Raw genomic sequence first — 25,705 nt, 5'->3', positions numbered from 1 at the left:
GTTATGAGTGTATTATTATTTCCAGGCCAAGGTTCACAATACAAAGGAATGGGAAAGGAGTTATTTAAATTGTTTCCTGATCTGGTTGCTGAGGCGAATCAGCTCCTCGGTTATGACATTGAGCGCGCTGTATTTGGTGAGGAAATGAACCAAACGCAATACACTCAGCCGCTTATTTATTGTGTTTCAATTATGGATTGGCTTGAGAGAAAGGCTCATTTAAAGGTGGATATGGTATTGGGACATAGTTTAGGTGAGTATGCGGCACTGTATGCGGCTGGCGTTTTTGATTTTGCTACTGGCTTGAACATCGTTAAACGACGCGCAGAATTGATGAGTGAAGCGAAAGAGGGGGCTATGGCAGCAATTTTGGGAATAAATGCGGCTAAAATTGAGGCGATTATCGAAGAAAACCGGCTGCCCTTGGTGATTGCTAATTATAATTCTCCAATGCAAACAGTAATTTCAGGGACAAAGGAATCGATTGCTGCCAGTTCGCAGTTATTCACTGAAGGGCGTTTTATTCCTTTAAAGGTTAGCGGAGCATTTCATTCACCCTTGATGCATACGGCGGCTGAAACCTTTTATTCCTATCTCAAGCAATTTCAGTTGCATCAACCGCGATATCCTATCCTATTAAATGCAACTGCACGGGCCCATGTTGATTGTTTGACAGCGATGCCCAAGCTACTCAGCCAACAGTTAGTGAGCCCTGTATTTTGGCATCAAAGCATAGAATATTGTTTGGCTTTAGGCTATTTGGACTTTGTTGAGCTTGGGCCAGGCCAGGTGTTAACTTCATTGTTGGATGCGATTCTTGACGATCCAGTAATAACACGTACCGTCAACTGATTCCATGGGCTCCGTAATTTGATGCTGTTTACGATACTCATCCACAGCTCTTTGACATTCAGTAAAGCCACCATAATCATCAATAATGCAAATACCATTTTGCGATAGCTTTGGGTATAAGGCATTAAGTACGTCCAATGTTGATTGATAAAAATCAGCGTCAATCCGCAAAAGGGCAATATGTTCGATTTGCTGTTGCATTTGCGGCAAGGTATCTTGAAACCAGCCGGGCATTAATTTTATGGAGTCATCATTTAGATCATATCGTTTGAATGCTTCTAGAAGATCATGATGAGAGGTTGAAATTAAGGACTCTTTTTTAATGTAGGTTAATGAATTGGCGAGAGCAAAAATTTTACTTAAAGTTGCTTCGTCGTACATTTCATAAGGAAAAGCTTCCATCACAGAATTTGCTAAACGCTGTCGCGCCTTTTGAGGCAATAGCTTCCTGATTTTTAATAAAATTTTGAGGCGAATTAATTTGGAATAGGAAGTCACTAGCGTGCTTGATTCGGGAAATAAATCAGCCCCCCAAACCTTTCTGGGTATTGAATCGGGATTACCATAAACATTCAGACAGGCTTTTAAATACAATAAAGCACCGCCACGCCAGCAGCCAGCTTCAACAATATCACCAACAACATGGTTATTCGTTATATGTTTAATTGATTGCTCTATATTATCCAATCGTTTAGGACCAATGAGCGTTCTAACTTGGCCATTTGTCATAAATGATTTAAAGGCTTTGGCGGAAGCAATATTAAAATGCCAGTGGTCTGGCTGAGAAGTGTCTAAAGAACCAGTAAGTGATTTTTTAATTACAGTGAGGTATTTTTCAGCGATTTTATAATTCATTGTGTATTTTAAAATAAATAAGCCAACAGATTAAAGTACGGATTAAGAATGAAGCGATTCATTTAATATTCCACCAAGTGCATGGAATTTATTATACAGATTAACTCATTGTTTTGTATCAATTAATATACATATGGTTCGAAAAAAATTGATTTGGGGCTATTGAATTACTCAAGAGAATAAGTAAAAAAATGCTGTGCGTTTTCCTAACAATTCAATTTAATTTAGATTTCAAAATTCACTTTTTAATCTTCATGAGCCTATTATCATCAAGCATTATGATGCTCAATGAGTGTTAGATTGCAGTATATAAACAGGTTAGGAGCAACTTGAATCCGAAATCACCAGTGAATTTTAGTTTTTTGGGGGAGCGAAATACCTGATGTAGCCTTAATTTTAAAAAAATGTTTAATCTAGAAAGTTCAATACTTTATAAGTTTTTATTTTTAGGGCTTTCTGAAAAGTCGGGGACAACAATGTTTTCGTCATTGCAGGCTGCTTCCATCCTGGCGTTTAGTTCCTTTTTCCAATCTGTTGGATTATCGCCATGGATGCCAAAAACTTTTCTCAACCCTTCATCTTTACATATTTCATTAGCTAAATTTATAGCTGAGGTGGTTGATGTAGAATAAGAATAGAGAATATTGGTTCTTGTTTTACATACAGTTTTTAGTAAGAAATTAATTGCCTCTTCCAATTTTTGTTCATCACCTTTCATATAATGAACGCTTATTTTCATTAAATTCTGTTTAATATAACTCTCTTTACTCCCTTTATATTTCTCTTTTTCCTTATTTACCAAGTCCTGTTGAACAGGAACAGGATTGAGTTCCGGATTTTTCTGCAACATCGTGCGCATTTTATCTTCTGATAGACTTGCATAGGGATTTTCTGGAGGATTACTTGTCAATACTTTTTGTTCAACCGCGGACAGACTCGCTACAGGTGCATGGACAAATTGATCCTTTTGTTTCGCATAAGCCTCCATCATTTTTTCCCATCCTCGCTGATATCGTTCTTCAAATTGAGGATCCAAACTCATTTGTTGTTGGTAAAACTGATGAAAATTAGGTGGACTGGCAACTTCATCTTTACTCGGCGGTGATACCTGATAACCAGGTATCAGATTCAGTGCATACTGTGCAGGTCCAAGGACCTCATGCAAACTATGAAGTCCTCCGCTTACCATATAGGCAGACACAGCGGATAAGTAATTTTGCTTTGCTTCAACGGTTGTAAAATTCCCATAGTTTTCCATAATGCCCATAAATAAACTGGTCATACCTGATGGTCCTGCTGCATAGACCGCATCATTCTCAATCAAGTCTCGAGTAAATGGAGAGTCTAGATTTGCCTCTTGATATTTTACGTCAGGTGTCCAACTGGAACGATCGACGTCCAAACCTTCCTGATTCTGCCCTAGCCGCATTAGCCCCATTTGACTCGAAAATGTCGTTGGCAGACTTCCTTGCCGTCCTCTTGTTGGATCCGCAGTGAATAATTTGGAACCATACATTTGTTTATCAGAAATAAATTTCAATTTCTCATTATCAAATTCATTAAAAAATGCCTGGGGATTATCTCTATATTCTCCATCATTATATTCTTTAACTAATTCAAGCATTCTTCCTGTAGGTTCATTTTTATTCGGAGGTAGAATCGATTCAGGTAGTTGTCGCATCCACTTTTGAGCAAAAAGAAATTGGATGAACATGATTTGATTTAATTCATTAGGATCATTTCTTTGTAAAATTTGTCTCACTTGCTCAATTTTAATTGATTCTGGCTGCGAGCCAAAACCTGTCTGCTCTTTCCCACTTGTTAAATTTTCTGCAAACTCTTCCAGTATATCCTTATAGTTAAGCTGTTCCATTTGCTTAAAAACGTTTATTAAGGCTTGAGATACATGACCAACGGACTCCATCATCTTATCTGTCGGGCTCTTGAGTAAGGCGATTTGCATTTCTGATTCAAAACGTCTTGCCAATGGATTGTCATATTTTTCTTGGAGTGTTTGTTGATAGGCGCTATTTTGAATGGCTGAAGCAATATCGCGAAGCAGGGTTTGTTGTCCCTCATCTTCAAGTTGTGATGCGAGAGAAGTTAAAATAGTTACAGCCTTCCCAGGATTCTGTTCATGGTTTTCAATTAGAATCTTCATCTCTTTAATTGCTTGTTGGAGCTTTTCATCGTTTGAGGTTTTTGCAAGTTCCATTAGGTTGTGCAAAGCATAAAAGTAGGCTTCGGTTTTTGATTTAAAGGGGGATTTTTCAACTTTGATGTCATGTGTAATAGCATGTAATGCATCTTTTGCCTGCTGGATATTGAGCCGTTGATCTGCATCATGATGAGTTAAACCTTGAATCAGCGCTTTAATTTTTTGACCTTTGGGTGATTGAAATACATCCCCATCAAAGTTCAGAAAATCAGGATGATCTTTTGCTTCTACGGGAACTTCATTAATATCCGTGCCAGTTATATAACAATACAAGCTTAGCCCCATGAGATAGGAATGTTCTTTCTCTGCAGAAAACAATTCTCCAGTTTGATCCCCATGTTCAAATTGTGGGGAACGAAATCCCGATGAATATTGCAAAAAGCCTTCTTTTTGTATTTTGCGGGGATTCACAAGTCCATTTTCAGAATTTAAGAACGATTTTGTATCAGCGATAAGAACTTGATCGAATTCAGTCACTAAAAAATTTGTGGGCTTTGCATCCGGGAAAAAACCATTGTTTGCTTGAAAATTTAAAAAAATATCAGCCATTTGGCTATAAATATTGACTGCATTTAAAACCTGAGTTTCTCTTAACTGAGTAAGAATTTGTCGTTTCTCATCAGCTGAAATTTCATCATATTCTGTGAACTCATCACATAATTTTTGTAGTTCTATCTGGTCAGATTCTTCAACGGTACCTGCAATATCTTTTTCAATAAGTGCAATTTTTGCTTGTACTTTCATGCCATGAGATAATACATCGCCTTTTGCACAAAACTCAGTAAGTTCAAGACTGTATATATAATCACCAGATCGCTTCTGGATCGCTTGCTGAGATGCATATACTTCTGCAAGACTGTCCCTTACTGCAGTTTGTTTAAGGCGCTCATAGGTTTTTCTGTAATTTCCTTTGTTGGGGGTAATTTTTAAAACTTGCCGCAGGCCAGTTTCATTATCAGTAAGTAAATAATTTTGGGCATTTCCACCACCTAAAAATTTTATTTGATATTTTTCTAATCCAGGAAGTATGGCGTCAAATTCTTGATGAAATGTATCCGCATCAAATTTTTTGGGAAATGAGAGAATCTTTACAATTTTTTGTGCTGTCTCATAACTTAAATTGTCGATGTTTTGTGCCAAATTTGCGTCTTGGGGAGGGTAAACTTTAGAACGTAATCGAGGATTATTTTCTACTATATTCGATAACCGGTTGTTTACCCTCGCAATGAGGTCATTTAATGTTGTTCTATCTGCGGTAGAAATGGTTTCTGAGGCAATCAATTCGCGAATCGATTGTTTTAAAATGGAAAGTTGATAATAATTTTCCTCCGTATTTTCATCAATAACTCTCAGATCGATTTCTTTCAATAAACGAGTAGTTTTTACAATGGTTGTTGATGTTTTTGTACCAAAAACTTGCGCTAAAAAATCTGGCTGGTTTTCCTTCTCAAATAATACTGCGGAAGGGATTCTTTCGTTCTTTTTACAATTTTCTATGTCCCATTGATTAATTTGCTTTGCACTAAAACCAGGACAACCTAAAAGTGCCAGCTCATCCCGAATTTCTTTGAATATCTCTTGATAGAATTTAGTATAAGGGAAGCTTGAAGAAACTATTACAACAGCTAACTCTCCTCCCACATTCGCATCGATTTTGAGTAATTGTTGGCGCACCTGTAATAATGCTTCAGCCTTCTGGGCATGGGGAGCTACGTTATATATATCAATTAAACGATTTAATTTTTCTATATCGCTATTAATATCATCTATAAAAGTCTCATCCTCATATTCTTTTTTAAACAACTGGACTTTCTTTATCATAGGGCACCTACTCAGTATTAATTAGGCGAGTGTATTCATTGCAGAACGAGTAAATTTGCTATCAAGATAATCTTGTAATGATTTACCCATTTTATCTGTTTGCTCTGATTTGGCACCGGCCTCAATTAGGACATGCGCTAATATCTCAACTATCTGAAGGTTTGGATCATCAGGCTCTGTCTCTTGTAACAAGTTCATTAGTCCTGTTCGCCCATATTTATCTTGTTGATTTACATTGATCCCTTCAACATTAGAAACGAGCCACGTAACTAACTCAGTATTTAACGACATCAATGCATAATGAAGAACATCTCTGCCATATTGATCCTGCAATGCTGGATTTGCACCTTTTTCAATGAGTCGCTTTACCTTCTCAGTATGTCCTTGTTCTGCTGCTAACATTAAAGGGGTCTTTAAATTAAGATCTTGATAATCGAGATAAGGAACTCTCGCAAAATGTTCGAGCATAGAGTCTTGGCTATACATCGCGGCGTAATGTATAGGCAAGCGGCCATTTTTATCAGGTATAGCTAATAATGCTTCTTCTTTAATCAGAACTTCTATACATCCGCTTTGGTTATTTAAAATTGCTGAATGGAGCGGTGTATGAGAAGATGAGTTTTTCATCTTCAGGAGGTTTGGATAGTCAAGCAAGTCTTCAAGGACGGTAGAAAATCCATTTTCTGCGGCCACATGGGCTAGTGTATTATCACTATCATCAGTTGCAATGATATTTCTTGAGTTATTAACCAAGAGGTCATAAAAAATGGCATACTTTCTTTCCATGAGAGAAGGCCTATCTTTAGCTGAGGTTGATGGTGGCATGGTCAGAGCTAAATGAGCTGGAGATTGTTGCAGTCGAGTCAGTGAGTTAGACTTCGCGCCGTGCTCAAGTAAAACTGTTGCTGCAAAATGATGGCCATAAAGTGCAGCAAGATGTAAGGGCGATAATTGGCCACTTGTAGCAAGATTAACTGCCTTCCTATCTTTTTCTAAAATCGTATTCAGGTAAAGATCATATCCTTTCTTACTGGCGTATTGTATTGCATTCATACCTCCTAAATGATCAAATTTCTCAGAACACTTGTCGACTGAAATGTCAGCGACTGTATCAAGAAAATGCGAAATTTCTTGCTTTAGAAGAGTTAATTTTTTATCAGCTGTAGTAGAGTTTTCATAAAGAGGTTGTTTACTAACATTCTGTAAATACCATAGCTCTAATTTGCTTATGTCCCGCGGATTAGGCTTTTTAGGATTTAAGGATAAAGATGTAAGTAATGCTTCCCATTTTGACACATTATTCTCCAAATTAATTTTAAATCAAATCGTTATTATTTAAAGTCATTATAAAATCGTTGGTGTTGATTTTATTTCCCTGGTGTAATCAACCGCTTTTTTATAAGTATAATACAATCCCAAGTACATTGTTTGTTTATTAAACAATGGCCATGCTTTTATTATTGTGGGCATTATTAAAAAAATAATCTAATCCATGTCAGATGGCAGATTAGAGAAGAAATCCTGTTGTTCTTGACGCAGTACTTTATTTAGGAACAACAAAAAAATAAAGGGGTTAATTTTTCTAAAAAGGTTGCTTCTTTGGGTTCTGGGTAATCTTGAATGGGTATAAGCTCAGGATATGTTTCAAACATCCAGCTAATTGTAGCATCCCACGCACGATTAATATTTCTTGATATTACTTTATCGTGTCGAAATAATTTAAAGAAATCGTTATAGTTTCCTGCATGCGGTCCATCGGCTTGATAAAGGCGTAGTAAGCCTAAGCGCTCATGAATAACAGCGAGTGTTTCATGAATACTATGTAACCCTCCGCCTACAATAAATGACATAATTGCGAAGATATAATGGTAATGCTCTTCCATGCTTTTAAATTGTCCCATAAATAACATACTGGCACTTAACAATGAGGTCATCCCAGAGGGACCGGCAACATAGGGAATGCCACGATGAATAAGAGATTGCGTATACTTTGATTCAAGATCTGCTTCCTGGCAAATACAGTCAGGGTTCCATGTAGTTTCAAATAATGGGAATTTTTTTCGATCTTCTGAGGCGACACAAATACCTAATCTTTGGGAAATATAAAATTTAAATTCACCTCTGCCCCTGTCGTGGTATAAAGGGTATGAGGAATAATTCCAGAAAAAAGAGCCAATATCTGCCTTTTTATTTTCTAAAATAAATTGTCTCAAACTTCCTTCATATCCAAATTTTTTGATGTGATTTTGAGATTCTAAGGGTAGTTCAAAATGACAATAAACATCTCGCATAAACATAAAATGAATTAACATGATTCTGGGAAAATTTCGTTGCTTTTTAAGCGTTTCAATAATTTCTTTTAGATCTGGAGTCTTTGAGTAGCGTCCGAAAGCCAAAGCAAGTTTGGGGTTCTGTGGTTCTATTGGATCTGGACCTAGATTTTCAAGAAAAGCGTCGAAGATTTGTTCATTATAGTTTGATTCTATAAATTGAATTATATTGTTACTTACTTTACCGATGCAATCCCATGTTGCTTTGCTGGGATTTTGCAACATTATTGTTGCGATGTTGGATTCAAAAATACGAGCTATTCGGCATTCAATGTCCTCAGTACTGATTTTTGTTTTCTTAAAGTAATTTTGAAAATTAGCATCTTTTGTTATTTCAATTACATGATTAATAAAAAATTTAAGTGGTTCTGAAATATTCGAGTGTTGCTTTAAATGGTGTTTTAAAGTGAAGGCCAGGGTTTTAAAAGATTGCTCATGATTATGAAATAAACATTTTAGCTCCGGGATTATTGAGCGGATAAATAGCTTATCTTGCGGTACTTCTGTTTCATAAAGGGAAAGCTTTGTTATTAGCAAGGCATGTACATTAAGTTGTTCTTTGCCGGGTAGTTGGCGCACTTCTTGAAAAAAATGTCGCATAAATTTCAAAATGTGAGTGGAATTCCAAAAATGATATCACATACTACTTCTGTAACAGATTCATCGATCAACAAAATACACCAAACTCAACTATACTAACTGCGAGATGTACTTTTAATGACCATAATTAGGAATGTAACTCTAGGAGTGACAAATGCTAGCAAAAAATATGCAAAAGATTTTAATGATCGTCATTATGAGTGGTTTTGTATCCAGCTCTTTTGCTGCGTGGGGATATCATAAAAGTTATACAGCATGTTATGGAGGGACTTGCCATCATACGAGCGTAAATAAAGGTTGTGTTAACGGTAATTGCGGTAAAGTTCGAACTGGCACGACCTGGCACAGATAATAGGAGCAAGTTCTATTTTACTTTGAATGAGCCGGGCTTATTTTATAAAACGTGCTGTTGGCATTATATCTTTAATCCATTTCGTTACCCGGCTCACCCGAGGAAACCAGGAATAGTCCCCATACGCTTCATCAATTTCGAGTTGAAATCCTAAACATTCAGCCAAATAGTTCAATGCTGTTGCATCAGATACGGTCTCTTTTGCCCATCGGTCCTGAGACATGCGAATCTGAGGTTCAAATGCATATTGCAATTGTTCATCACACATCCAGGCTTGTCCGAACCCGTGCATAATCTTCGGCAGTGGTACTTAAACTATTCGCTGCACATGGCGTTCTCCAAAGCTGCTCTGGTTCATATGTAATGGTTTGAACACATAGTTCCTAGTAAGTATTTCAAGATTTGCCTTATGCCCTCGTCTTGCGATTTCTTCGAGTATTTTGGGTTGGAATGACCCAATCCCGCTTGGCATGATCGGGTGTCAACGAATATGATTACTAAGAACGGTACTTAGGTTGCATTAATAATTTTTATAGCAAAGGCACTGGCAGGATATTCCGTTTTCTTGCGCAAATCTTCCAAACTGGTGAAGAAATTAAATGTCCAATTGCAATCTTGATAAGCCGTTGTATGGCGTCCTGATGTTGTGCCGGCATCTCGTTCAAGGAATCCTTTTTCAGATTCAGAATCTGCAATATTAACTAATGCATGAATAGGATTGGATGCATCCTTCTTGACCAGACAAACTCCTTGATTTAAACCGATATCTTCAAAAGAGCAATCGACGATTTTATATTTCTTTTTGCTCGTTAAGGCACGAACAAGTAATTGAATATCTGCAACTTGTGTACTCACCTTAATTGTAAAAACAGCTTTTCCCTTATTATAGGTAATCCTGATATTATTCTTGTTTAAAGTATTATCATATTCTTGAATGAGACTTAAAATCGCTTTTTTTTCATCTCGAACATTCATTTTTTTAGCACTACAGGATAATTGGATGAGGTACATTACATTCTGTTTTGATTTTGGTTCAGATTCTGATTTGAAGTTCGCAACTTGATCCTGCATGGCGACTACATGTTCTGTCGAAGCCAAACAAGAAACGGGCAGGGCAGGGGCCTTAGAGGTTCTTGAAATGAGATAGTGATCTTTATCTATCTTTTGTTTTTTTACCATGGCGGTATTTACTTCAACGTTGCTTCCATGAAACATATAGGACGAATAACCTGATTCACGGGATGTACTTGGAGGAGTGATGGAATGCCGCTCCATAAATTTATCGATTTTTCTTTGTTCTTCTTCATCTTCCACGCAAACAATTTTTTTGCCAACTTCTTTATAATAGTGCTTTTCACGCTCACTGGATGGAAATTGTCTTTTCATGGCCACTCTTGGTAAAAACGAATCAAAAAGAATAATAATAAAACATTATTATATTGGAATAAAATTAAGAAATAATTAAAAGAGGTGATTTTTTAAACAATATTATGTTCGTTTTTTGGACTGAACCCAGGCTACATTGATTCAAACTATTAGCCTGGGGGAATGCGAAGCCGTAACCAGGATTCATTGCAAGATTACGAGGCTGTTTTGCATTATAGTTCAAGACAGTTGATGTTTTGCTCTTGAGAGAGGAGATAATTGTGTTCAAATTTCTCTATGGCTTGCAGCGTTTCTGTTTCTAATACCTTAGCCGTTCTAATAATTTCCTGTTTTATATCTATTAATGATGTGATGTTTGTCTCTTTTCCAATGTTTAAAAGATGTGATGAGATGCGATTTAATTCACTTATTGGTGTGTGTAAGCTAATTCCCAAAATGTGTTTTTTAAGTTCACGATATTCATCATTTATTGCTCTAATCTCTTGTAATAAATGAACATATAGTTCAAAAAATTTAAGCTTCAACATACTGTGTTTGAGGAGCAACATATGGGCCTGATAAGTTTCTGGTGCGAAAAGATGCATTGCTTCTAATGTATTAGGTGTTACTGCAAATAAACCGTTATAAGTGCATCGGAATAAAAGTGCCATATTGCAGTTGAGTTCTTTAAAAACTGCCTGATATACCGCATCAATTGCGCCACAAAATGCGGGATCATCAGAATTTAAAGAGATCATTTCATCTTTAAATAAAGTTTGAAATTGAGTATGGGCTTGTAAATTGGGTATCGATTTTGGAAAAAATGCAACATCACTTAACGGACATAGTTCAAGTGTCATGCCGTCACATTTAAGTTTTTTTTCGAGTTCGGGATAATTGGCGACATTTCTTCCATGGGCAAATCGGTCAAGATATTTTTTTGCAATTTCCAGGGTATGTTCTTGTGCCTCTGGCTCGATATGGGCGGTGATAAAATACCAAGGATTACCCTCTCGCCGTCTATACTGATTGACTTCATCAAAAAAATTTAAAAAATTCTCTAGGGGGTACCCATCTTCCGCGCCTGCAAGGCCTATGGTTGTTACCATCGGATTGGGATATTGTCGAATATTATCCCATATGTTCTGAAATTCTTTTGGATCGATGTGTCGCTCTTGATAATAGCGTAATCTTAATGTGGTCACATCACCAAATTCTTTGAGCCCTCGCATGAGGCCACGATTATAGGCTAGGTTAAATTCAACAAAAGAGATATGTTCTTTACATTGAACCCAGGAGATCCCTGGCAAAGCGAAAATGACATGATGCTCATAACAATATTTATAAAATGCATAAGTGATATCTTCGATATCTTGTGGTGTTTTTAAAAGATTCGAAATACGTCGAAAGTCTTTGATAAATTGATCCAGATCATCCGAACCAGTAAATTTCCATTGCTGGTTTTTTTCATCGACCAAGTCATATGGAAAAGGGATATTATTACGCTCTGCTATAATTTTAGCTAATTCAATATCAATCAAAAAGCCAGCTTCAGCGTGAACATGTAAATCTGTTTTAGGCATTTTTTGAATAAGCAAAGTATTTATATCAACATCTTCATCACATAAAGCCTGTAAATAGTGTAAGTCTTCCGAACTAAGAGATGGGAGTGACATTGAAAAGTCAGAGCTGGCTTCCTTAAAAAATCGTTCTTGCATGTAACCCTCTTTATAATATGATTCGACCTGCTTCGCAGGATATGCTCCCACAGTAACTTATTATTTTCAAATAAAAAAATATGTTCATTATTGCTTCATGCAAGCAGGCTTATTGAGCGACTAGATGGCTATACCGATGTCTTATTTCATAATCAAGTGATTCGGTTTCCCATTACTAATGAGCAATGTTTCTCAATGGTGTTCTTGACAAGGTCATTATGAATCACAATAATCTCGATTGATTTTTTGATGCTCACTTTTGCTGCACGGATTGCCGCCCTAACTAGGAAAAAATATGAAAAATAAAATAGTTATGTTGGCTCTAACTTCCTTATCTCTTACGCATTCGCTCGATACCTATGCTGCTGATTACAGTTTGAATGGCTTGTCACTAAGTACTTCCGTAGGAATTCTTTCTGGAAAGGCTCACGAATATGTTTATTATCCCCAATCAAATACTAAGCTAAGCCAGCTCGATTGGCGCATAAAAAATGCTGCAATAATAAACGGGGAATTAAATTATGAATTCCTCGCCTGGCTTAGCATTAATGGAAGAGGTTGGACAACTGTTGCAAAAAGCAAGGCAGCCATGGATGATTATGATTGGTTCAATCCAAATCAAGAATCTTGGACTCATTGGTCACACCATGAAAATACACATCTTAATTATGCCAATGAGTTTGATTTGAGTTTAAGAGCTTGGCTGATGCAAAAGCAGAATTATCAACTCGGTTTGGCTGCGGGTTATCAATGGGATTCTTTTAGCTGGCGGGCGACTGGCGGCTGTTATCAATACAACAATGGTAGCGATATCGGTTGTTTTCCTAGCACTCAAGTTGGAATTGGCTATCAACAAAAATTTAGAGCCCCTTATATTGGTTTAGCTGGAAAATATTTCATCCATAATTTTGAGTTTAATGCCCTTTTAAAATTTAGTAATTGGGTTTCAGCACAAGATCATGATGAGCATTATGCCCGCAACATAACGTTCGAAGAATATGGAGATAACTTTAGATATTATGCTGCAACACTAAACTCCGGCTATTTTTTAACACCCAATGCGAAAGTTTTTGTTGAAGCATCCTACAATCATTATTCGAATGGGCGCGCCGATACTGAAATAATCGATAATGACACCGGCGAAAATGGCTATGAACGTGATGCCGCTGGTTTATCCAATAAAAACTATACCGTCGCACTCGGTCTGCAGTATCTGTTTTAGAATAAGCAAGCAAGGTGGATTGGGTTATTTTGACTCAATCTACGTTCCTGCATACCGTGGCTGCTCAAACTGTTCTTTGGCTTGCAACATTTAAGATCATCAAAAATGATAATTAAGACCGAAGCGAATAACTTGCGCTGGATTAGTCCATGTATATTTTATTTGGAATGGAGGATTGGGAATAATTGGATCTGCAATCTCGGATGTTGAGCCAAGATCATAATATAAATACTCTAATTTCATTGACCAATTTTGCTTGAGAACCCATTCAGCCCCTCCACCAACTGTCCACCCGGCTCGTGTTAAAGTTTTAGAAAAAGGATATTGTTCATCACCATATCCACCAGGAATAAAATTAACATTCGCTTGTTCTTTTACAGAACCGTAGGCCAATCCCCCGGTCCCATATAGTAATATCTGGGCAGTGGGTGAAAAACCGAGGCGTCCACGTAAGGTGCCAAACCATGTCGATTTATGTTGGGTTGATAGCGCATTATTAAATACTTCTAAATGCTCCACCGCATTTCCTACTGCATTTTCTGTGGATGAGCCTTTTAATGAGTTCCAGTTTATATCGGTTTCTAAACCAAGATACACTTGTGGGTAGGCACTTAATTGCAAGTTATACCCTACTTGTCCTCCTACGGTTCCACCTGACATGGATACCGACATAGATGCTGGTTGAATAGTACCATTCCCGGGTTGGAGTTGGGTTGGCTCAGGAAGAGGTACCACTTTTGTATGGGCATTTGACCAGGAATAACCTCCGTTTATCCCCATATAAAAACCAGACCAGTTCGTAGGGGATAATTCCTTAATGCCAGATGTTCCTGCGATAGAAACCGAAGTAACACAGAGCAGGCTCAGCAGACTTAATGTTGGAAATTTTGGTACGTCGAATGAACCACGCTCCATGTTACTTATAATCATTGAATATCCTTTTCATAATTAGATTAATTCAGTTTTTGACAAACTTATCTAAAAATAATGGCTCTAATCAAAATATGCAATAGCAATTGCCAACCATAGGGAACTCCCTAAGGTTAAATGTTCATAAAAATCAAATGGGGTTAAATTGGAAGTCAAACTGCTTTGAAAAGAACCGAACACGGATTTATCCGCTGAGGCTCAAGCAAGTACTTTCTTGTTTGTTTAGTTAAATTTATTTACTATTTAGTGGCTCCAAGTTATCTCAAATGACTGAGATATGTATGGGAATTAATTTTTTAAGTCCCAATTATTAAGGATGATGATGAACAAGAAATTATTAGTTTTATTCGCAACCGGACTTTTTCTTAGCGGTTTTGCTTACTCCGAAGAAGATTTTGGGTATACGTTAAATGAATCGACAGAACAGGAAGAAAATGGCGTTTATCTATCGGATGAACAAAAACTTTTAGCCAAGGTAAATCAGGTTTATGCGAATTACAGTCAATTGCATCCAAATTGCGGCTATCAACCTAAACCTTCTATTCATTCCTATCCTCAACAAATGCATACGCTCACCAATCCTTATATACATGGTGCTAATGAGCTCAATGCGATTAATTTTAAAATTAGAAACTTTGTGCTCGATAGTCCTGTTCGTGATAACAATGATCCCTTTTGTGGTAAATTAAGCATAAAATGCGCCTCATTGGTGACCATTGTAAACTCCGCAAATTTTTATTGTGAACGGATTCACAATGGGGCAAGTTCGGATCCAGTTTTGTTAGCAGATCCAAGATACAACAATTATCTAGCCTACCAGACGATATATAACCTCTCTGTCATGCCTAGGGCCAAAAAGAATTTTGGCTTATTGAAACAGTTTTATAATTTAGACGCATTTCCACCCTATTCCAGCTCACAAATTCCCAATCCCAGTTACGAGTACAATGCTGTAGTATATTCCACATTCACATATCCTGCCCCAACAAATCCGCCGACTCCAAATTACTCCAATGGGAATTATGGTTTCTTGTTCCTTGGTTCAGCAGAAAATTTAGTATCAGTTTGCAAAACCATTCAATACCAAAATTTGTCACGAGAAAATGCTGCAGTTCGATTTAGTCAGTATTTTGGTATACCACCTGATTCACCGGATTCAGTAAGAACATTTACTTTTTTTAAGTTAAGAAATAATCCTCATATACCTGGTAAAAGGGATGGCAATATGTTTCGGCCATGCCCTGCTGATGGCAATATTGAGACAACTTCCTGCTCCGCTTCGGCTCTAGTGATTCCCCATAATTGCAATAATCCTCCACCCCCTTATGATGGCACAACGGTCAGCTCATTTTTGGCAAACCAGTTTTATTCTGCTTATTGTAATACGGTCCCAAATAGAAACTCAGGTATGCCAATCTATTTTCCATGGACAGGGCAAGGTTTTACCTATGATTGGTATCCATGGCATATAAGTTTAAAAAATGTTCAAGGATCTTCAGAGTATGTTCCGGCTACTAATAGTGGTAGCGCTAATATAGAAGTAGTAAATAATAAATCAATAGAGGACTTTTTATTAACATGTGATTTCAGCTAAGAATAACTATCGTTCTTATTATTGGATTGGCTGAAAATCAAATAGCCTATCTGATTTATAGTGCAAGGGATTACTCATAAAATGGTCGTGCCCAATCATCCTCGTGACACGTTATGGCCACTTTTGCTCGATGTGATAAAGAATCATCGAGCGATTGAGTATAATAGTGTTCTTTAAATAGATTATCAGATGTCATAATCGCTTCATCTTTCATCAAGATGGATTTAGCGTGTTGAGGATTTAATTGGAAAAAATATTCCATAAATTCTGGATGGAGCGCAACGAGTTCCTGAAGGGGTTTATTAAATGGATTATCGATCCCACTGTATTTATCATAAAACTGAAGGTAGATGCTAACATATTCCTGAAGCGCCAATTTTTCTTTATTATCGTCCAGTTTCTGTGTGTATTTATTTCTTAAAAGTGAGACAAGCTGACAGTAGATAGCATTGAAGGCGTGTATCACTTCTTGATTATCGCTAGAAATAGCTAAATAAAAAGGATTATTCACTACCTTATTTATTTTTAATTGTTATTTTTTTTATGCTGCAATAGGGCACAGCTAAGGCCACATGTTCTGCTTCTCGCTCCATCCGACCGGGGAGGTTGAGATTATTTTTACGATATGTTGCATGAATATCTACAGCAAAATTACTAAAAAGAGTGGGGAAACCAAAAATGACGGACTGTAATTATCAACACCTCGATACAAATCAGAGGTTGCTGGTGATGTTTTTATAACATTAGAAAACTGAATACTAGAAGGTGATTTTTCTTTCTCACTCTGGAAAAATTGGGGATATTTACTGTACATTAGGAATGACTTTATGATTAGGGTTTTGCGCAAAACAATAACATGCTTTCTTGTATTTGAGCAATCCAGGGCCTGCTTGATCTCTCAAAATACAAGATATACCAAACATGGCTTTCCCCAAGATTTCCAACTTGTGGCCAAGAGAATGAATGAATTCAAACCGGCTATTTCGCAGTCAGATCCTGGTTTGATTGGTTTGGCATTTCTTCAAAAATTTTATGTACTAAATAATTCATTTGTGCTGATTCGGCTTTCTTCCTAAACAGCATATTAACAAAATCTGCTGCTTCAGTCGGCCAATGGTTTTCAGAGTTTGGTTCATTATTATTTTCTTCATTGATAAGGTCATTATTTTCTTTTAAAAAGGCATTTACGGCGTCTTCATCGTACGCTACAAGGGCTCCAGAACGAATACTTGAAAAGCCTCCTTTGGGAATTACCTTGTATTCCTTTTTATCTGCGATATGTACGTATAGATTTTTAGTAGGGTTAAAGGCATACAATTCTTCAGGAGTAGGATTAGGAATAACAAAAAACTTTACTCCCCTTTTTTTCAATAACTGAGTTACCTGAAATAGTTCAAATCCGGAACCACGGATAAGCTCTAATGGCAAATAACCCAAAGATTTTGTTTGTCCTACTTGCGCTAAATCACTCATTTTGGGATGTGAAAAAAAATCATGGGTAGGTTGTGTGGGCGCAAACAGGGGCTTATCATTACTGACAGGTTGTTCATCGGGAGACTTAATGACTGTTGCATCAGAAGAAGTTGATTTATTTTGGTTCCCGGCGCTTATCTTTTTAAAAAGTTCCTTAAGTGATTTCATGATGATTAAATAAAGTCGAGTTTGCATAAATTATATGCAATATATCGGGATTCATCAAAGCAAGTAACCGGTAGGTTGAATCATTTAGAGCCAAAAACTTGTAGTGAAGTTATATTTTTTGAATTTAGCTATGTGTATAGAAGATTGATTATCCTTTCAGATTTTTGTTGGAATTACTCTATACTCTTAGATAAGTAAAATAGGAGGTCATAAAATATGGAATATGGACGACCTGAATCTGAAGCAATTGATGATGCTACCTTAAAAACTCTAAATTCATTATTAGAGCTGGAGATGGCGGGTGTTGTACGTTATACCCATTACTCCCTTATGGTCTTTGGCTATAATCGTATCCCTATTTGTAAATGGATGCGTGAGCAGGCTCAAGAAAGCTTAAACCATGCTCATTTAATCGGTGAGCTTATTACCCATTTTTCGCACCATCCCTCACTTAAAATTGGCAAATTATTAGAAACCCATGAACATAACATTGGGAATATTTTAGAAGAGGCTCTTGAGCATGAAAAGCAAGGTTTGCATTTGTATTATCAATTATTACAACATGCAGAAAGAAAATCGGTGTTAGTCGAAGAGTTTGCAAGAAAAATGATTCAGGAAGAAGAAATGCATATTGGCGAAATACAAAAAATGTTGATTCCTCCTGGGATATTGAAAACTTAGAATGTTTATCGAGATTAAGCGGTTCTTTTTATACTCCATCAAGTAGTGACCCAACTGTGTAACGTTGGGCCTAAAGAATCAACCTATCTTGTTCCAAGCAGATGGCTACGAAATGACTAACTTATGGAGGTGATGACTCATCGCGAGGGAGGGGGCGAAAGGTCTTGTTGTTCTTCCAACGCTAGAGCTAATTTCTTTTGATGAGCCCTTCTAAAGAACGATTGCAATGTACATGCATGGCGATAGATGCTCTTGGCTTCAAAATGACTAGGGTTTCCTTCTTGATCCATCTGCAAAAGATACCCTTTTTCTTTAGCTTCCTGTGCTTTCATAAACGATACAATACATTTATTAGTCAATTCAGAAAGTTCAAATACCGCAGCATTATGCCAAGGAGTACCTCCTTCAGGGTGATCTTCATGTAGCCATAAGCCAATTTTATCAGAAGCTACTGTTTTAGGGTGACATGATATGCGTAATGCGTCAGGTTCAATTATTGAGAGATATTCGCTAAGTGCGGCACTCATGCGAGCTACGCCACGAGCAATAATTTCAGCTTCTTTCTTAATTTTTGATCCTGACTTTTCCGGGTAACCCATCTTTAGTTCTGTTGTAAAAAACTGAATTTGCCCTCTGTATAAATTGATGCTATTTCTATCTTCATCATTTTGAGGTGTTTTTAGCCGTTGTCTGAAATGTTCTTCAGTTTCTGCATATTGGTTTAAGTCAACTTGCCCCGCTAAGTTGATAATTTTGATGTTCTTTAAATCGTTTTTTTCTATCATACCCTGTAATTTTGTGAGATAGTTTTCACGCTTTTCTTTTGAGTGAATATCGGGAAATACATCTGCAAATGCAAATCCATCCGTATAAATAACAACTTCAGCTCCAGGACCATAAACTGATTCTATTTTTTTACAGAGATTATTTAAGTGTTCTAAAGATAGGAGCTCAGCCATATCAGGAGAATCACTAAGAGTCTTTCCACGAACAGGAGCTTTTTCTGGAAACGCAGGGGCTACAATTCGTATTTTTTCTCCTTTGGTGACCATGCTATCAATTTTCTTGATTACTTTATCTGAAAACTCAGCGACACTATGATCGATTTTTTCATCTTCAGGAATTCTTCTATGTTCTGAAAGTAGATTCAAAATTTTATTTGTAATAAGAAGATACGGCATAAATACTCCAATCAAATTTTAAAACTTTCAATTCAATCCGCTGATTTTTAGGTTGATAAAAGAACAATAAATAACAACATAAAACAATAAGATTAAAATCGGATCGAGAATGTTACATTGTAAACATTAAGAAAACATTAAGAGCTATTGGGTTGGTTTGGGGGCAGTTTGTTCTTATATGAAATGAATTGATTAGCATTGTTTTCTGATTAAAGATGACGGCAACACAACCGAGATTTATGCTGGGGCGTATAGATAATTTGCCTAGCTTAATCCGAAACCATCTCTTCAGCATTAGTCTGTCGTATATTTGGTTTTATCCAAGACATTAAAGTCCTTTATTCATTGCTGGTTTTTAGGGGAGTTTATGAGCAACAAGATTTATCCTACACTTAAATAATCTATAAAAATCAGATGACTTTGCTGCACAATTCAGCTGCCAAAGGTAAAGAAAGGTGAGACGACGCCAATTCATTTAACTTTTTACAGTTAATTTGGTCACATTTTATTACTGGTAACTTATTATCCTGGCGTTGGCTTTGAACCACATTCATCGCATTTGTTGCTTGTAGTATTTCAGTAATTATACATGCCTCCCTCTGCGTCGGGACTTCAAGCACAGCGACTAAACCGCTATTTTGATTCAATTTCCAATTTTTTTTGCCGCTTAACTGTTCCAGATTGACGAGTAACTGTTGTTTCTCTGCCTCATGAAGGGGGAGGGCCAGAGAGAATCTTGCTTTTTCTTGAGTGTTTTTCTCCTTTTGGTTTTCTTCCGCTAAGCTACCCAGCTTCGTTCTGCACACCCGAATTGCCGCATAGTAAAAGTGAAAATAAGGATCTTGCATTGCGTATTTATCATCAGCAATACCTTCATAGGCGTTATCCAGCTTTTCTAATAATTCGGGTAGGGTGCCCTTAAGGTCAGTTAAATAGGGGCCATGATATTGTTGTGGTACAACAATCTCCCATTCATCGCCGTTCTGTACCCATTCAATGTCTAACTCCCTTATCAAAACATCTATAGGCACTCTATTGATTAAGTCCGTGAAGGCAAGCAGACTTTTTTTATTCAGCGTATCATACTCTTCTTCATAGGCCTTTTTTAGATGGATTCCAAATTTTTGGCGGTTCACTTCATAATAGGAATTGACTTGTTTACCCTGACGCTCCATCAATCGACGATGCATTTCTTGGTGGTAATTTTCATTTTTCTTATTGAACGTATTTTTATCTGCCACTAATTCTTCTTTAATACGTTGTTCTGGCCGGGACGCAGATTGGATAATTTTTGGCAATCCAGTATAAACAGGGCATTTGCCCCAAGGGATAACTCTGAATCCTTCCCTTTCTATTTTATGGTATTCGTGTATTTTCTTTAAATCATTAAACAATTCCCTTTTTTTTAGTGCCGCAGCAGAGAGTCTTTCGGAAATATATAAAGCGAAAATATCACACCCGGTATTCGTAAATTGCATTTGTATATCTGTGGTGTACAGTATGGCTTCAGGTTCATGTTTATGAATGATTGCCCCCACTTCAGCATTATACAATTGAGTATTAGAATCATCATGTCCCAATGTATCTACCCAAAAGACGTTTACTTGTCCGTGCTCATCATAATTCAACTGCCCATTAGCCACATGGTTACTCATTGAACCTCGCGGACTCATTATAAACTGGGTTTGAAACGGTTGTTTTGTCGCTTCAAAACGCATTTTTGCAAATTCAAGAAATGATTCGAGTTGTTCTTTGCCATAAAATACGGTGCAATCATGGTCAGATTGCTTTGCTGCCCTTCGTTCCTTTTTCAATGTCACGAGTAATGCTAGAGTTTCCCAGGTAGGACTACAATCAGCAGCCATGGTCCAGGGCGCAAAAGGCAGAGAGGCATTGAAGAGAGCAATTGCTTTTTCTATTTCCCCAGGTGAACTTTCTTTCCATTGGTGGTGAAAATGTTTTTTGATGGTTGGCATCAGTTTTGACTCGATATTATTGTCAATAACAACGTCAAAAAAAGTCAGGCCATCGCAGCCTCGCTTTGTTGGGTCAGCGCCATTTTCAATTAAAAGAAGCATCAACTCATTGAGATTTTTGATGTTCTTTTCACTAGCATTATTTAATTTTAAGGCTAAATGATTGAGTAATGGAATTAACTCAACAACTCCTAGATTACCAATAATACAATTTGGATCGGCTCCTCGTTCAAGCAACAAACGAACCATATCCATATCCATAGTTTTTACCAGGCCAATAGCACAAGCTAAAGATAAGGCTGACTGAAAGTGATTGCAATCATGAGAAGTATAATTAATATCAACACTTTGAACATCTAAGGCCAATTTTGCTAGCTTTAGAGCGACATCATTATAAGGCAATGCCACAATAAGCTGTAAAATGGTCTCTCCAGCACCATTGGCTGTATTAATAATTTTTTTATTATCAGGATGTTTCAATAGCATTTCTGCTACCATGTACTGTCTATACAATAAAGAAAAATGTACTGCTGTTGATTTGTGATATTTTGTACCCTGTCTTTGCTGGGGGTTGCGGTACGTATATAGCTCTGGTTGCGCATTGAGAATTTTTTCAACTTCTTCTAAATCACCGCAGCTTGTAGCTATGAGTAAGTCGTTCCCTTCATAAGACCTGCTAATTTTTTCTAAATCTTTAGAATACACTGCGGTTATTCCTTATATTAACGTCGATTATAGATAAGAAATTATCTCTGAAGAGTGCAATTTTTGAAAGGATGATGAGTAATTAAAGAAAAACCGGCCAAGCTTTACACCCAGCCTGTGTTCGCTAGATTGAACTTAATTTCATTGACGTTAAAGTTGGCTCTTCCAGCTTGGTTTCTTCTTTCTTTAAACTTAAGAGCTGTTTTCCTAATTCATCTTGTTTGACTTTATTGTTCCAAATAAGCAGATGAGTTTTGCTGGCTATTTCTTCTTTAATCGTAGCAATTTGTTTCGGAGTAAGTTCCTGTGTATGACGATAGTAAGCATAAAGCTGGGCGCATATTTCCTCGATTATTGCTTCCTCACTTAGGCCCTCACTCTCTGGTTTTAGGTGAAAATCGATCACCGAACACAGTGTGGCGCGTACATTGTTCATGTGAAACGCAGACATAAATGCACGATAATAAGAGTTGTTGCGAACAAATAAAGGAATGATTGGATTTTGCAAACTCCAGAAACCATCAAGTCTGATAACATGAATAGGTGTTTTATTCATCAATGCAAGCCTCGCTGCACCGGTGTAAACTCTAGGCGGTTCTTGATTTAATCGTGCAAAATTCCCTTGTGGGAATAGTGCGACGCAGCCATTTTCACTAAGTGCTTTACTTGCTTGCTCTAACGCGCCGGCATTAGCAGAGCGTCCATTCTCACTTTTAGTTGCTTTTGATTCTACCGGTATTGCTTTAAACATCTTCAGAAAAGAAGAAACGCCGGGTACAGAATTATAAGCATCTGTGGCAAAAAAACGTGGTGGTGTGCCTTTTATTTTTGAAGCAACAACAACTGCTTCCCAGCCCGTTCGATGTGGGCCTACTGCAATTATTTGTTTTTCTGTATTGGTAAGCTCTAAATCCCCGCCCTTCGTATGCATCATCCGCGTTATTAGCAATAAAAGGCCGGCTATTATACGAGCAAAACGATTATCATAGTTTAGGTGATTGTTAGACTCTGCGAATCGTGCAATCGCAAACGTTGCTATTGCAAGACCAGTAAGCAGGAACAATATGTTATAAGCACTTGATGCAGACTCATCATGATTAAGTTGCTCTAAATTGGAATACATGTTGATTACTCCTTGTAAAGACTAGATAGATTAAGCGCTAGCCATCCAAAATCTGTTATAGTACCTTTAAAATGGATGTTGTCAATTAAATACCCAAAAAGAAAGGCTGAAATGTCCCTGAGTTACAATTCATTGATTGGGGGGATGAGATTATGAATTTATCCTGGTTTATGTTATCACCCTGTCGTCAACATACCACAAGAAATGCCTGTGACCGTTTTTCTTAAAAGAGGTAAATCATTTCTTTTCATGGCCTCAATCTGGATAAGATTCAAAGGATGAATCAAGGTTGATCTTAATTGAATGCTTTCCCCAAGCCAGGGTTGATGAAAACAAAAATCACTCTCACCGGTTATTTGATAGAAGAAGAGGATAGTTGATTCCAATTCTGATTGAAAAGGCTTGAGATATTCATTGGAGCCAGTTAATTGGTACACGTATTGTTCCCAGATTGGAAGGTACACTTTGGAAAGAGTTACTCCTAATTGTTTTATAAAAGCAGCAAAAAGAGTATTTTCCTTGTAGAGAACCCTAAGCTTATTTTTTTCAAGGTCATTGAGCTCTGACCAAGCAGAACCAAGACCCCACCACGTTGGGAAAAGAAGCCGTGTTTGAGTCCAGCATAAGATCCAGGGGATAGCCCGAAGCTTTCTTTGATCTGGCCCTGATTTGCGTTTGGTTGGACGAGAGCCAATCTTTAGCTCTGTCAAGAAATGATAGGGCGAGGCCTGTTCAATTGTGGGCCAAAACCATTCGCTTTGGATCAGTGCTTTATATTTCTGACTAACTTGCGTGGCAAATAATACCAGCTCCTCAGGATAACCCTTATCAGTGTCGTTATCTTTATGTGAATAGATATCAAGAAATTTGTCAATCTGACTTTTGAGTATGGAACTCGAACCAAAGAGCCTTGCAACCATTTCCCCCTGAACAGTCACTTTATAATTAGTCATCATTTCCTTAGACCAGGAAGCAGTTTGTTCTTTGATATCCCCACCTCCACGTTCTATACTGCCCCCCGACCCATGAAAAAAAATAGGCCGAAGGTTTTTATTTTCTAGTGTAGACTGAATATTTTTTAAACTGTTCGCAATCATCAGTCGAGAGGGCAATACACCATTTTCTTTAGATGAGTCAGAATAACCCAGCATGACCTCATAATTTCCATCCCACTGTTTTAGATGCTTCTGTCTAATATCCTCAGTGATTGAATGATTTAAAATTGTATCCGCAGTGGTGAGCGCAAGTTGATTTTCAAACAAGGGCACAACGGGTAGGGCGTAGCTTTTAAAAACGTGTTTTACCAGGTTAATTCCATTTTTTATATCCTCAGCAGATTCAACCATACTGAGGATAAAACCGCGTATATAATTTTTGGGATCAGTCCCATGGGTTATAGAATAGACTTTTTCCAACATCTTGGTAATTGTTGTTTTTTTTATGCTCGTTAAACTCTCCTTTACAACGGCTGAATCTTCTCTGAGCTCGATGGGTATGACCAGAGTGGGATAGAGCTGAAAAATGCTGGAGATGATAGCGAATTGTTCGGGTTCGAAATTTAAAAACTTTAGGGTATTTATCTGTATTGCAGCTAATTCTTTTTTGAATGCAGATACTTTTTCATGATCCTTGGCTTGTATCTTTCTCAGACCACGCGCTTTTTTAGCAAGCTGATTGAGCTGATTCGCTAATATTCTGTTTTCATTCAATGCAGTTGAAAGTCTGACAATTTCCAGTACTTCTTTGATGCACTCTTGAATGTAGGCAATAAAACAAGATCGAGAAAGTTCGAGACTTCTAACCATGATTTTTTCATTAACACCTGAGTGCCCATCTTTATCACCTCCTACCCAAGTGCGTAATTGGATGGGAATACCTTTGGTTAAAAAGAAGTGATAAAGTTTCATGTTGAGGGCATTGAGGGCGAACTGATAGATGTATCGTGCCTCGTCTTCTACGCTTGGTTTTTCATGATTGGAAATATTAATTTGAAGTGAGATTTTAAGCATTTGATCAAGATGAGTTTCATTCATCAGATATGGGGATTTAAGAACATCGACAAGATAGTCCCGAATTGATTTAAACAGCTTTAAGAATTCATTTGTGCGCGCTTCTGTTGGATGTGCTGTTAAGACATAATGAATCCCTTGAGGTCTTTCAGAATAGAATTTTTCTTTTCTTTGATTGATACGAAAAATGCGGTAGGCGCTCTCACAGGCATTAATAAGTTCCATCATGAGAGAAAACCCATGCGCAATTTGACAAAGCTGATTTCTATCTAGTTTGGAAAGCTCAACTTGCAGACTGTGAAGGGCTTTTTTAAGTGCGATCGTTTCACTCCCAATCGTGTCTTGCATGGATAGTCGAATGTGCTCAATTCGTTCAAAGGTTTCTTTTCCATAGACTTCTGCAATAGATTTCCCTAAACGAGTAAGAGACCAGGAAACCATATGGCTTAATTCCCTTGGCAGATGTGAGACATTTTGTTTCATCCAAAACTCCGATTTCTAAAAGGGTGTCCGGAACGTCCATTTTGCGGAT

General features: G+C 37.3%; 19 protein-coding genes. 5 read left to right on the top strand and 14 right to left on the bottom strand.

Annotation, left to right across the window (positions count from 1 at the left end):
- Positions 1 to 3: 3 nt before the first annotated feature.
- Positions 4 to 852: an ACP S-malonyltransferase gene (gene fabD / locus ELY20_RS01660; RefSeq protein WP_110141104.1), complete on the top strand. Its 849-nt coding sequence runs from the start codon at positions 4 to 6 to the stop codon at positions 850 to 852.
- Here the strand turns inward: fabD and ELY20_RS01655 are convergent.
- The 4 genes from ELY20_RS01655 to ELY20_RS01640 form a co-directional block, all read right to left on the bottom strand.
- Positions 799 to 1,707 (bottom strand): TylF/MycF/NovP-related O-methyltransferase, encoded by a 909-nt coding sequence (locus ELY20_RS01655; protein ID WP_110141105.1) that lies wholly within the window; start codon positions 1,705 to 1,707, stop codon positions 799 to 801. The genes fabD and ELY20_RS01655 overlap by 54 nt on opposite strands.
- 430 nt (positions 1,708 to 2,137) lie before the next feature.
- Positions 2,138 to 5,746, bottom strand: a complete 3,609-nt coding sequence (locus tag ELY20_RS01650) for a hypothetical protein (RefSeq protein WP_110141106.1) — start codon at positions 5,744 to 5,746, stop codon at positions 2,138 to 2,140.
- A gap of 21 nt (positions 5,747 to 5,767) precedes the next feature.
- A complete protein-coding gene (locus ELY20_RS01645) occupies positions 5,768 to 7,042 on the bottom strand; it encodes an ankyrin repeat domain-containing protein (RefSeq protein WP_110141107.1) in 1,275 nt (424 codons plus the stop codon).
- 251 nt (positions 7,043 to 7,293) lie between these two features.
- Positions 7,294 to 8,676, bottom strand: coding sequence for a hypothetical protein (locus ELY20_RS01640; protein WP_110141108.1), 1,383 nt, complete (start codon positions 8,674 to 8,676; stop codon positions 7,294 to 7,296).
- Positions 8,677 to 8,830: 154 nt separating this feature from the next.
- On the opposite strand from ELY20_RS01640, the gene ELY20_RS01635 reads away from it, so the two are divergent.
- Positions 8,831 to 9,028, top strand: coding sequence for a hypothetical protein (locus tag ELY20_RS01635; RefSeq protein ID WP_110141109.1), 198 nt, complete (start codon positions 8,831 to 8,833; stop codon positions 9,026 to 9,028).
- A gap of 37 nt (positions 9,029 to 9,065) precedes the next feature.
- Here ELY20_RS01635 and ELY20_RS01630 read toward each other — a convergent pair whose 3' ends face one another.
- The 3 genes from ELY20_RS01630 to ELY20_RS01620 form a co-directional block, all read right to left on the bottom strand.
- On the bottom strand, positions 9,066 to 9,320 hold the full coding sequence (locus ELY20_RS01630; protein WP_126955284.1) for a hypothetical protein: 255 nt from the start codon (positions 9,318 to 9,320) through the stop codon (positions 9,066 to 9,068).
- A 218-nt stretch (positions 9,321 to 9,538) separates the two neighbouring features.
- Complete coding sequence (locus ELY20_RS01625; protein ID WP_110141111.1) at positions 9,539 to 10,414, bottom strand: hypothetical protein; 876 nt, start codon at positions 10,412 to 10,414, stop codon at positions 9,539 to 9,541.
- 212 nt (positions 10,415 to 10,626) lie between these two features.
- The gene (locus ELY20_RS01620) at positions 10,627 to 12,111 is read right to left on the bottom strand and encodes an amidohydrolase family protein (protein WP_110141112.1); all 1,485 of its coding nucleotides are present in this window, start codon (positions 12,109 to 12,111) and stop codon (positions 10,627 to 10,629) included.
- Positions 12,112 to 12,406: 295 nt separating this feature from the next.
- Between ELY20_RS01620 and ELY20_RS01615 the strand changes: the two genes are divergently transcribed.
- Positions 12,407 to 13,333: an omptin family outer membrane protease gene (locus ELY20_RS01615; protein WP_110141113.1), complete on the top strand. Its 927-nt coding sequence runs from the start codon at positions 12,407 to 12,409 to the stop codon at positions 13,331 to 13,333.
- Between the two features lie 99 nt (positions 13,334 to 13,432).
- Here the strand turns inward: ELY20_RS01615 and ELY20_RS01610 are convergent, their stop codons facing one another.
- Positions 13,433 to 14,263, bottom strand: coding sequence for an outer membrane protein (locus ELY20_RS01610; RefSeq protein WP_110141114.1), 831 nt, complete (start codon positions 14,261 to 14,263; stop codon positions 13,433 to 13,435).
- Positions 14,264 to 14,585: 322 nt separating this feature from the next.
- Here ELY20_RS01610 and ELY20_RS01605 point away from each other — a divergent pair, with 322 nt between their 5' ends.
- Positions 14,586 to 15,857 carry a hypothetical protein gene (locus tag ELY20_RS01605; RefSeq protein WP_110141115.1) on the top strand — a complete coding sequence of 424 codons (1,272 nt, stop codon included), beginning with the start codon at positions 14,586 to 14,588 and terminating at the stop codon, positions 15,855 to 15,857.
- Positions 15,858 to 15,927: 70 nt separating this feature from the next.
- Here the strand turns inward: ELY20_RS01605 and ELY20_RS16945 are convergent, their stop codons facing one another.
- The gene (locus tag ELY20_RS16945; protein WP_233590469.1) at positions 15,928 to 16,368 is read right to left on the bottom strand and encodes a hypothetical protein; all 441 of its coding nucleotides are present in this window, start codon (positions 16,366 to 16,368) and stop codon (positions 15,928 to 15,930) included.
- Positions 16,369 to 16,835: 467 nt separating this feature from the next.
- On the bottom strand, positions 16,836 to 17,525 hold the full coding sequence (locus ELY20_RS01595; protein ID WP_233590468.1) for a hypothetical protein: 690 nt from the start codon (positions 17,523 to 17,525) through the stop codon (positions 16,836 to 16,838).
- 189 nt (positions 17,526 to 17,714) lie between these two features.
- On the opposite strand from ELY20_RS01595, the gene ELY20_RS01590 reads away from it, so the two are divergent.
- Positions 17,715 to 18,179, top strand: coding sequence for a ferritin-like domain-containing protein (locus ELY20_RS01590; protein ID WP_110141116.1), 465 nt, complete (start codon positions 17,715 to 17,717; stop codon positions 18,177 to 18,179).
- A 137-nt stretch (positions 18,180 to 18,316) separates the two neighbouring features.
- On the opposite strand, the gene ELY20_RS01585 is transcribed toward ELY20_RS01590, so the two are convergent.
- The 4 genes from ELY20_RS01585 to ELY20_RS01570 form a co-directional block, all read right to left on the bottom strand.
- Entirely contained in the window at positions 18,317 to 19,360 is a 1,044-nt protein-coding gene (locus ELY20_RS01585) for an L-tyrosine/L-tryptophan isonitrile synthase family protein (protein WP_110141117.1), read from the bottom strand.
- 410 nt (positions 19,361 to 19,770) lie between these two features.
- The gene (locus tag ELY20_RS01580) at positions 19,771 to 22,041 is read right to left on the bottom strand and encodes an ankyrin repeat domain-containing protein (RefSeq protein ID WP_110141118.1); all 2,271 of its coding nucleotides are present in this window, start codon (positions 22,039 to 22,041) and stop codon (positions 19,771 to 19,773) included.
- 124 nt (positions 22,042 to 22,165) lie between these two features.
- Complete coding sequence (locus ELY20_RS01575; protein WP_110141119.1) at positions 22,166 to 23,164, bottom strand: lysophospholipid acyltransferase family protein; 999 nt, start codon at positions 23,162 to 23,164, stop codon at positions 22,166 to 22,168.
- A gap of 176 nt (positions 23,165 to 23,340) precedes the next feature.
- Positions 23,341 to 25,656 carry a phosphoenolpyruvate carboxylase gene (locus tag ELY20_RS01570; RefSeq protein ID WP_110141120.1) on the bottom strand — a complete coding sequence of 772 codons (2,316 nt, stop codon included), beginning with the start codon at positions 25,654 to 25,656 and terminating at the stop codon, positions 23,341 to 23,343.
- Between the last annotated feature and the right edge of the window lie 49 nt (positions 25,657 to 25,705).

This window comes from Legionella qingyii (genome assembly GCF_003990155.1).
Classification (GTDB): domain Bacteria; phylum Pseudomonadota; class Gammaproteobacteria; order Legionellales; family Legionellaceae; genus Legionella; species Legionella qingyii.
This window is presented reverse-complemented; position numbering and strand designations above follow the sequence as displayed.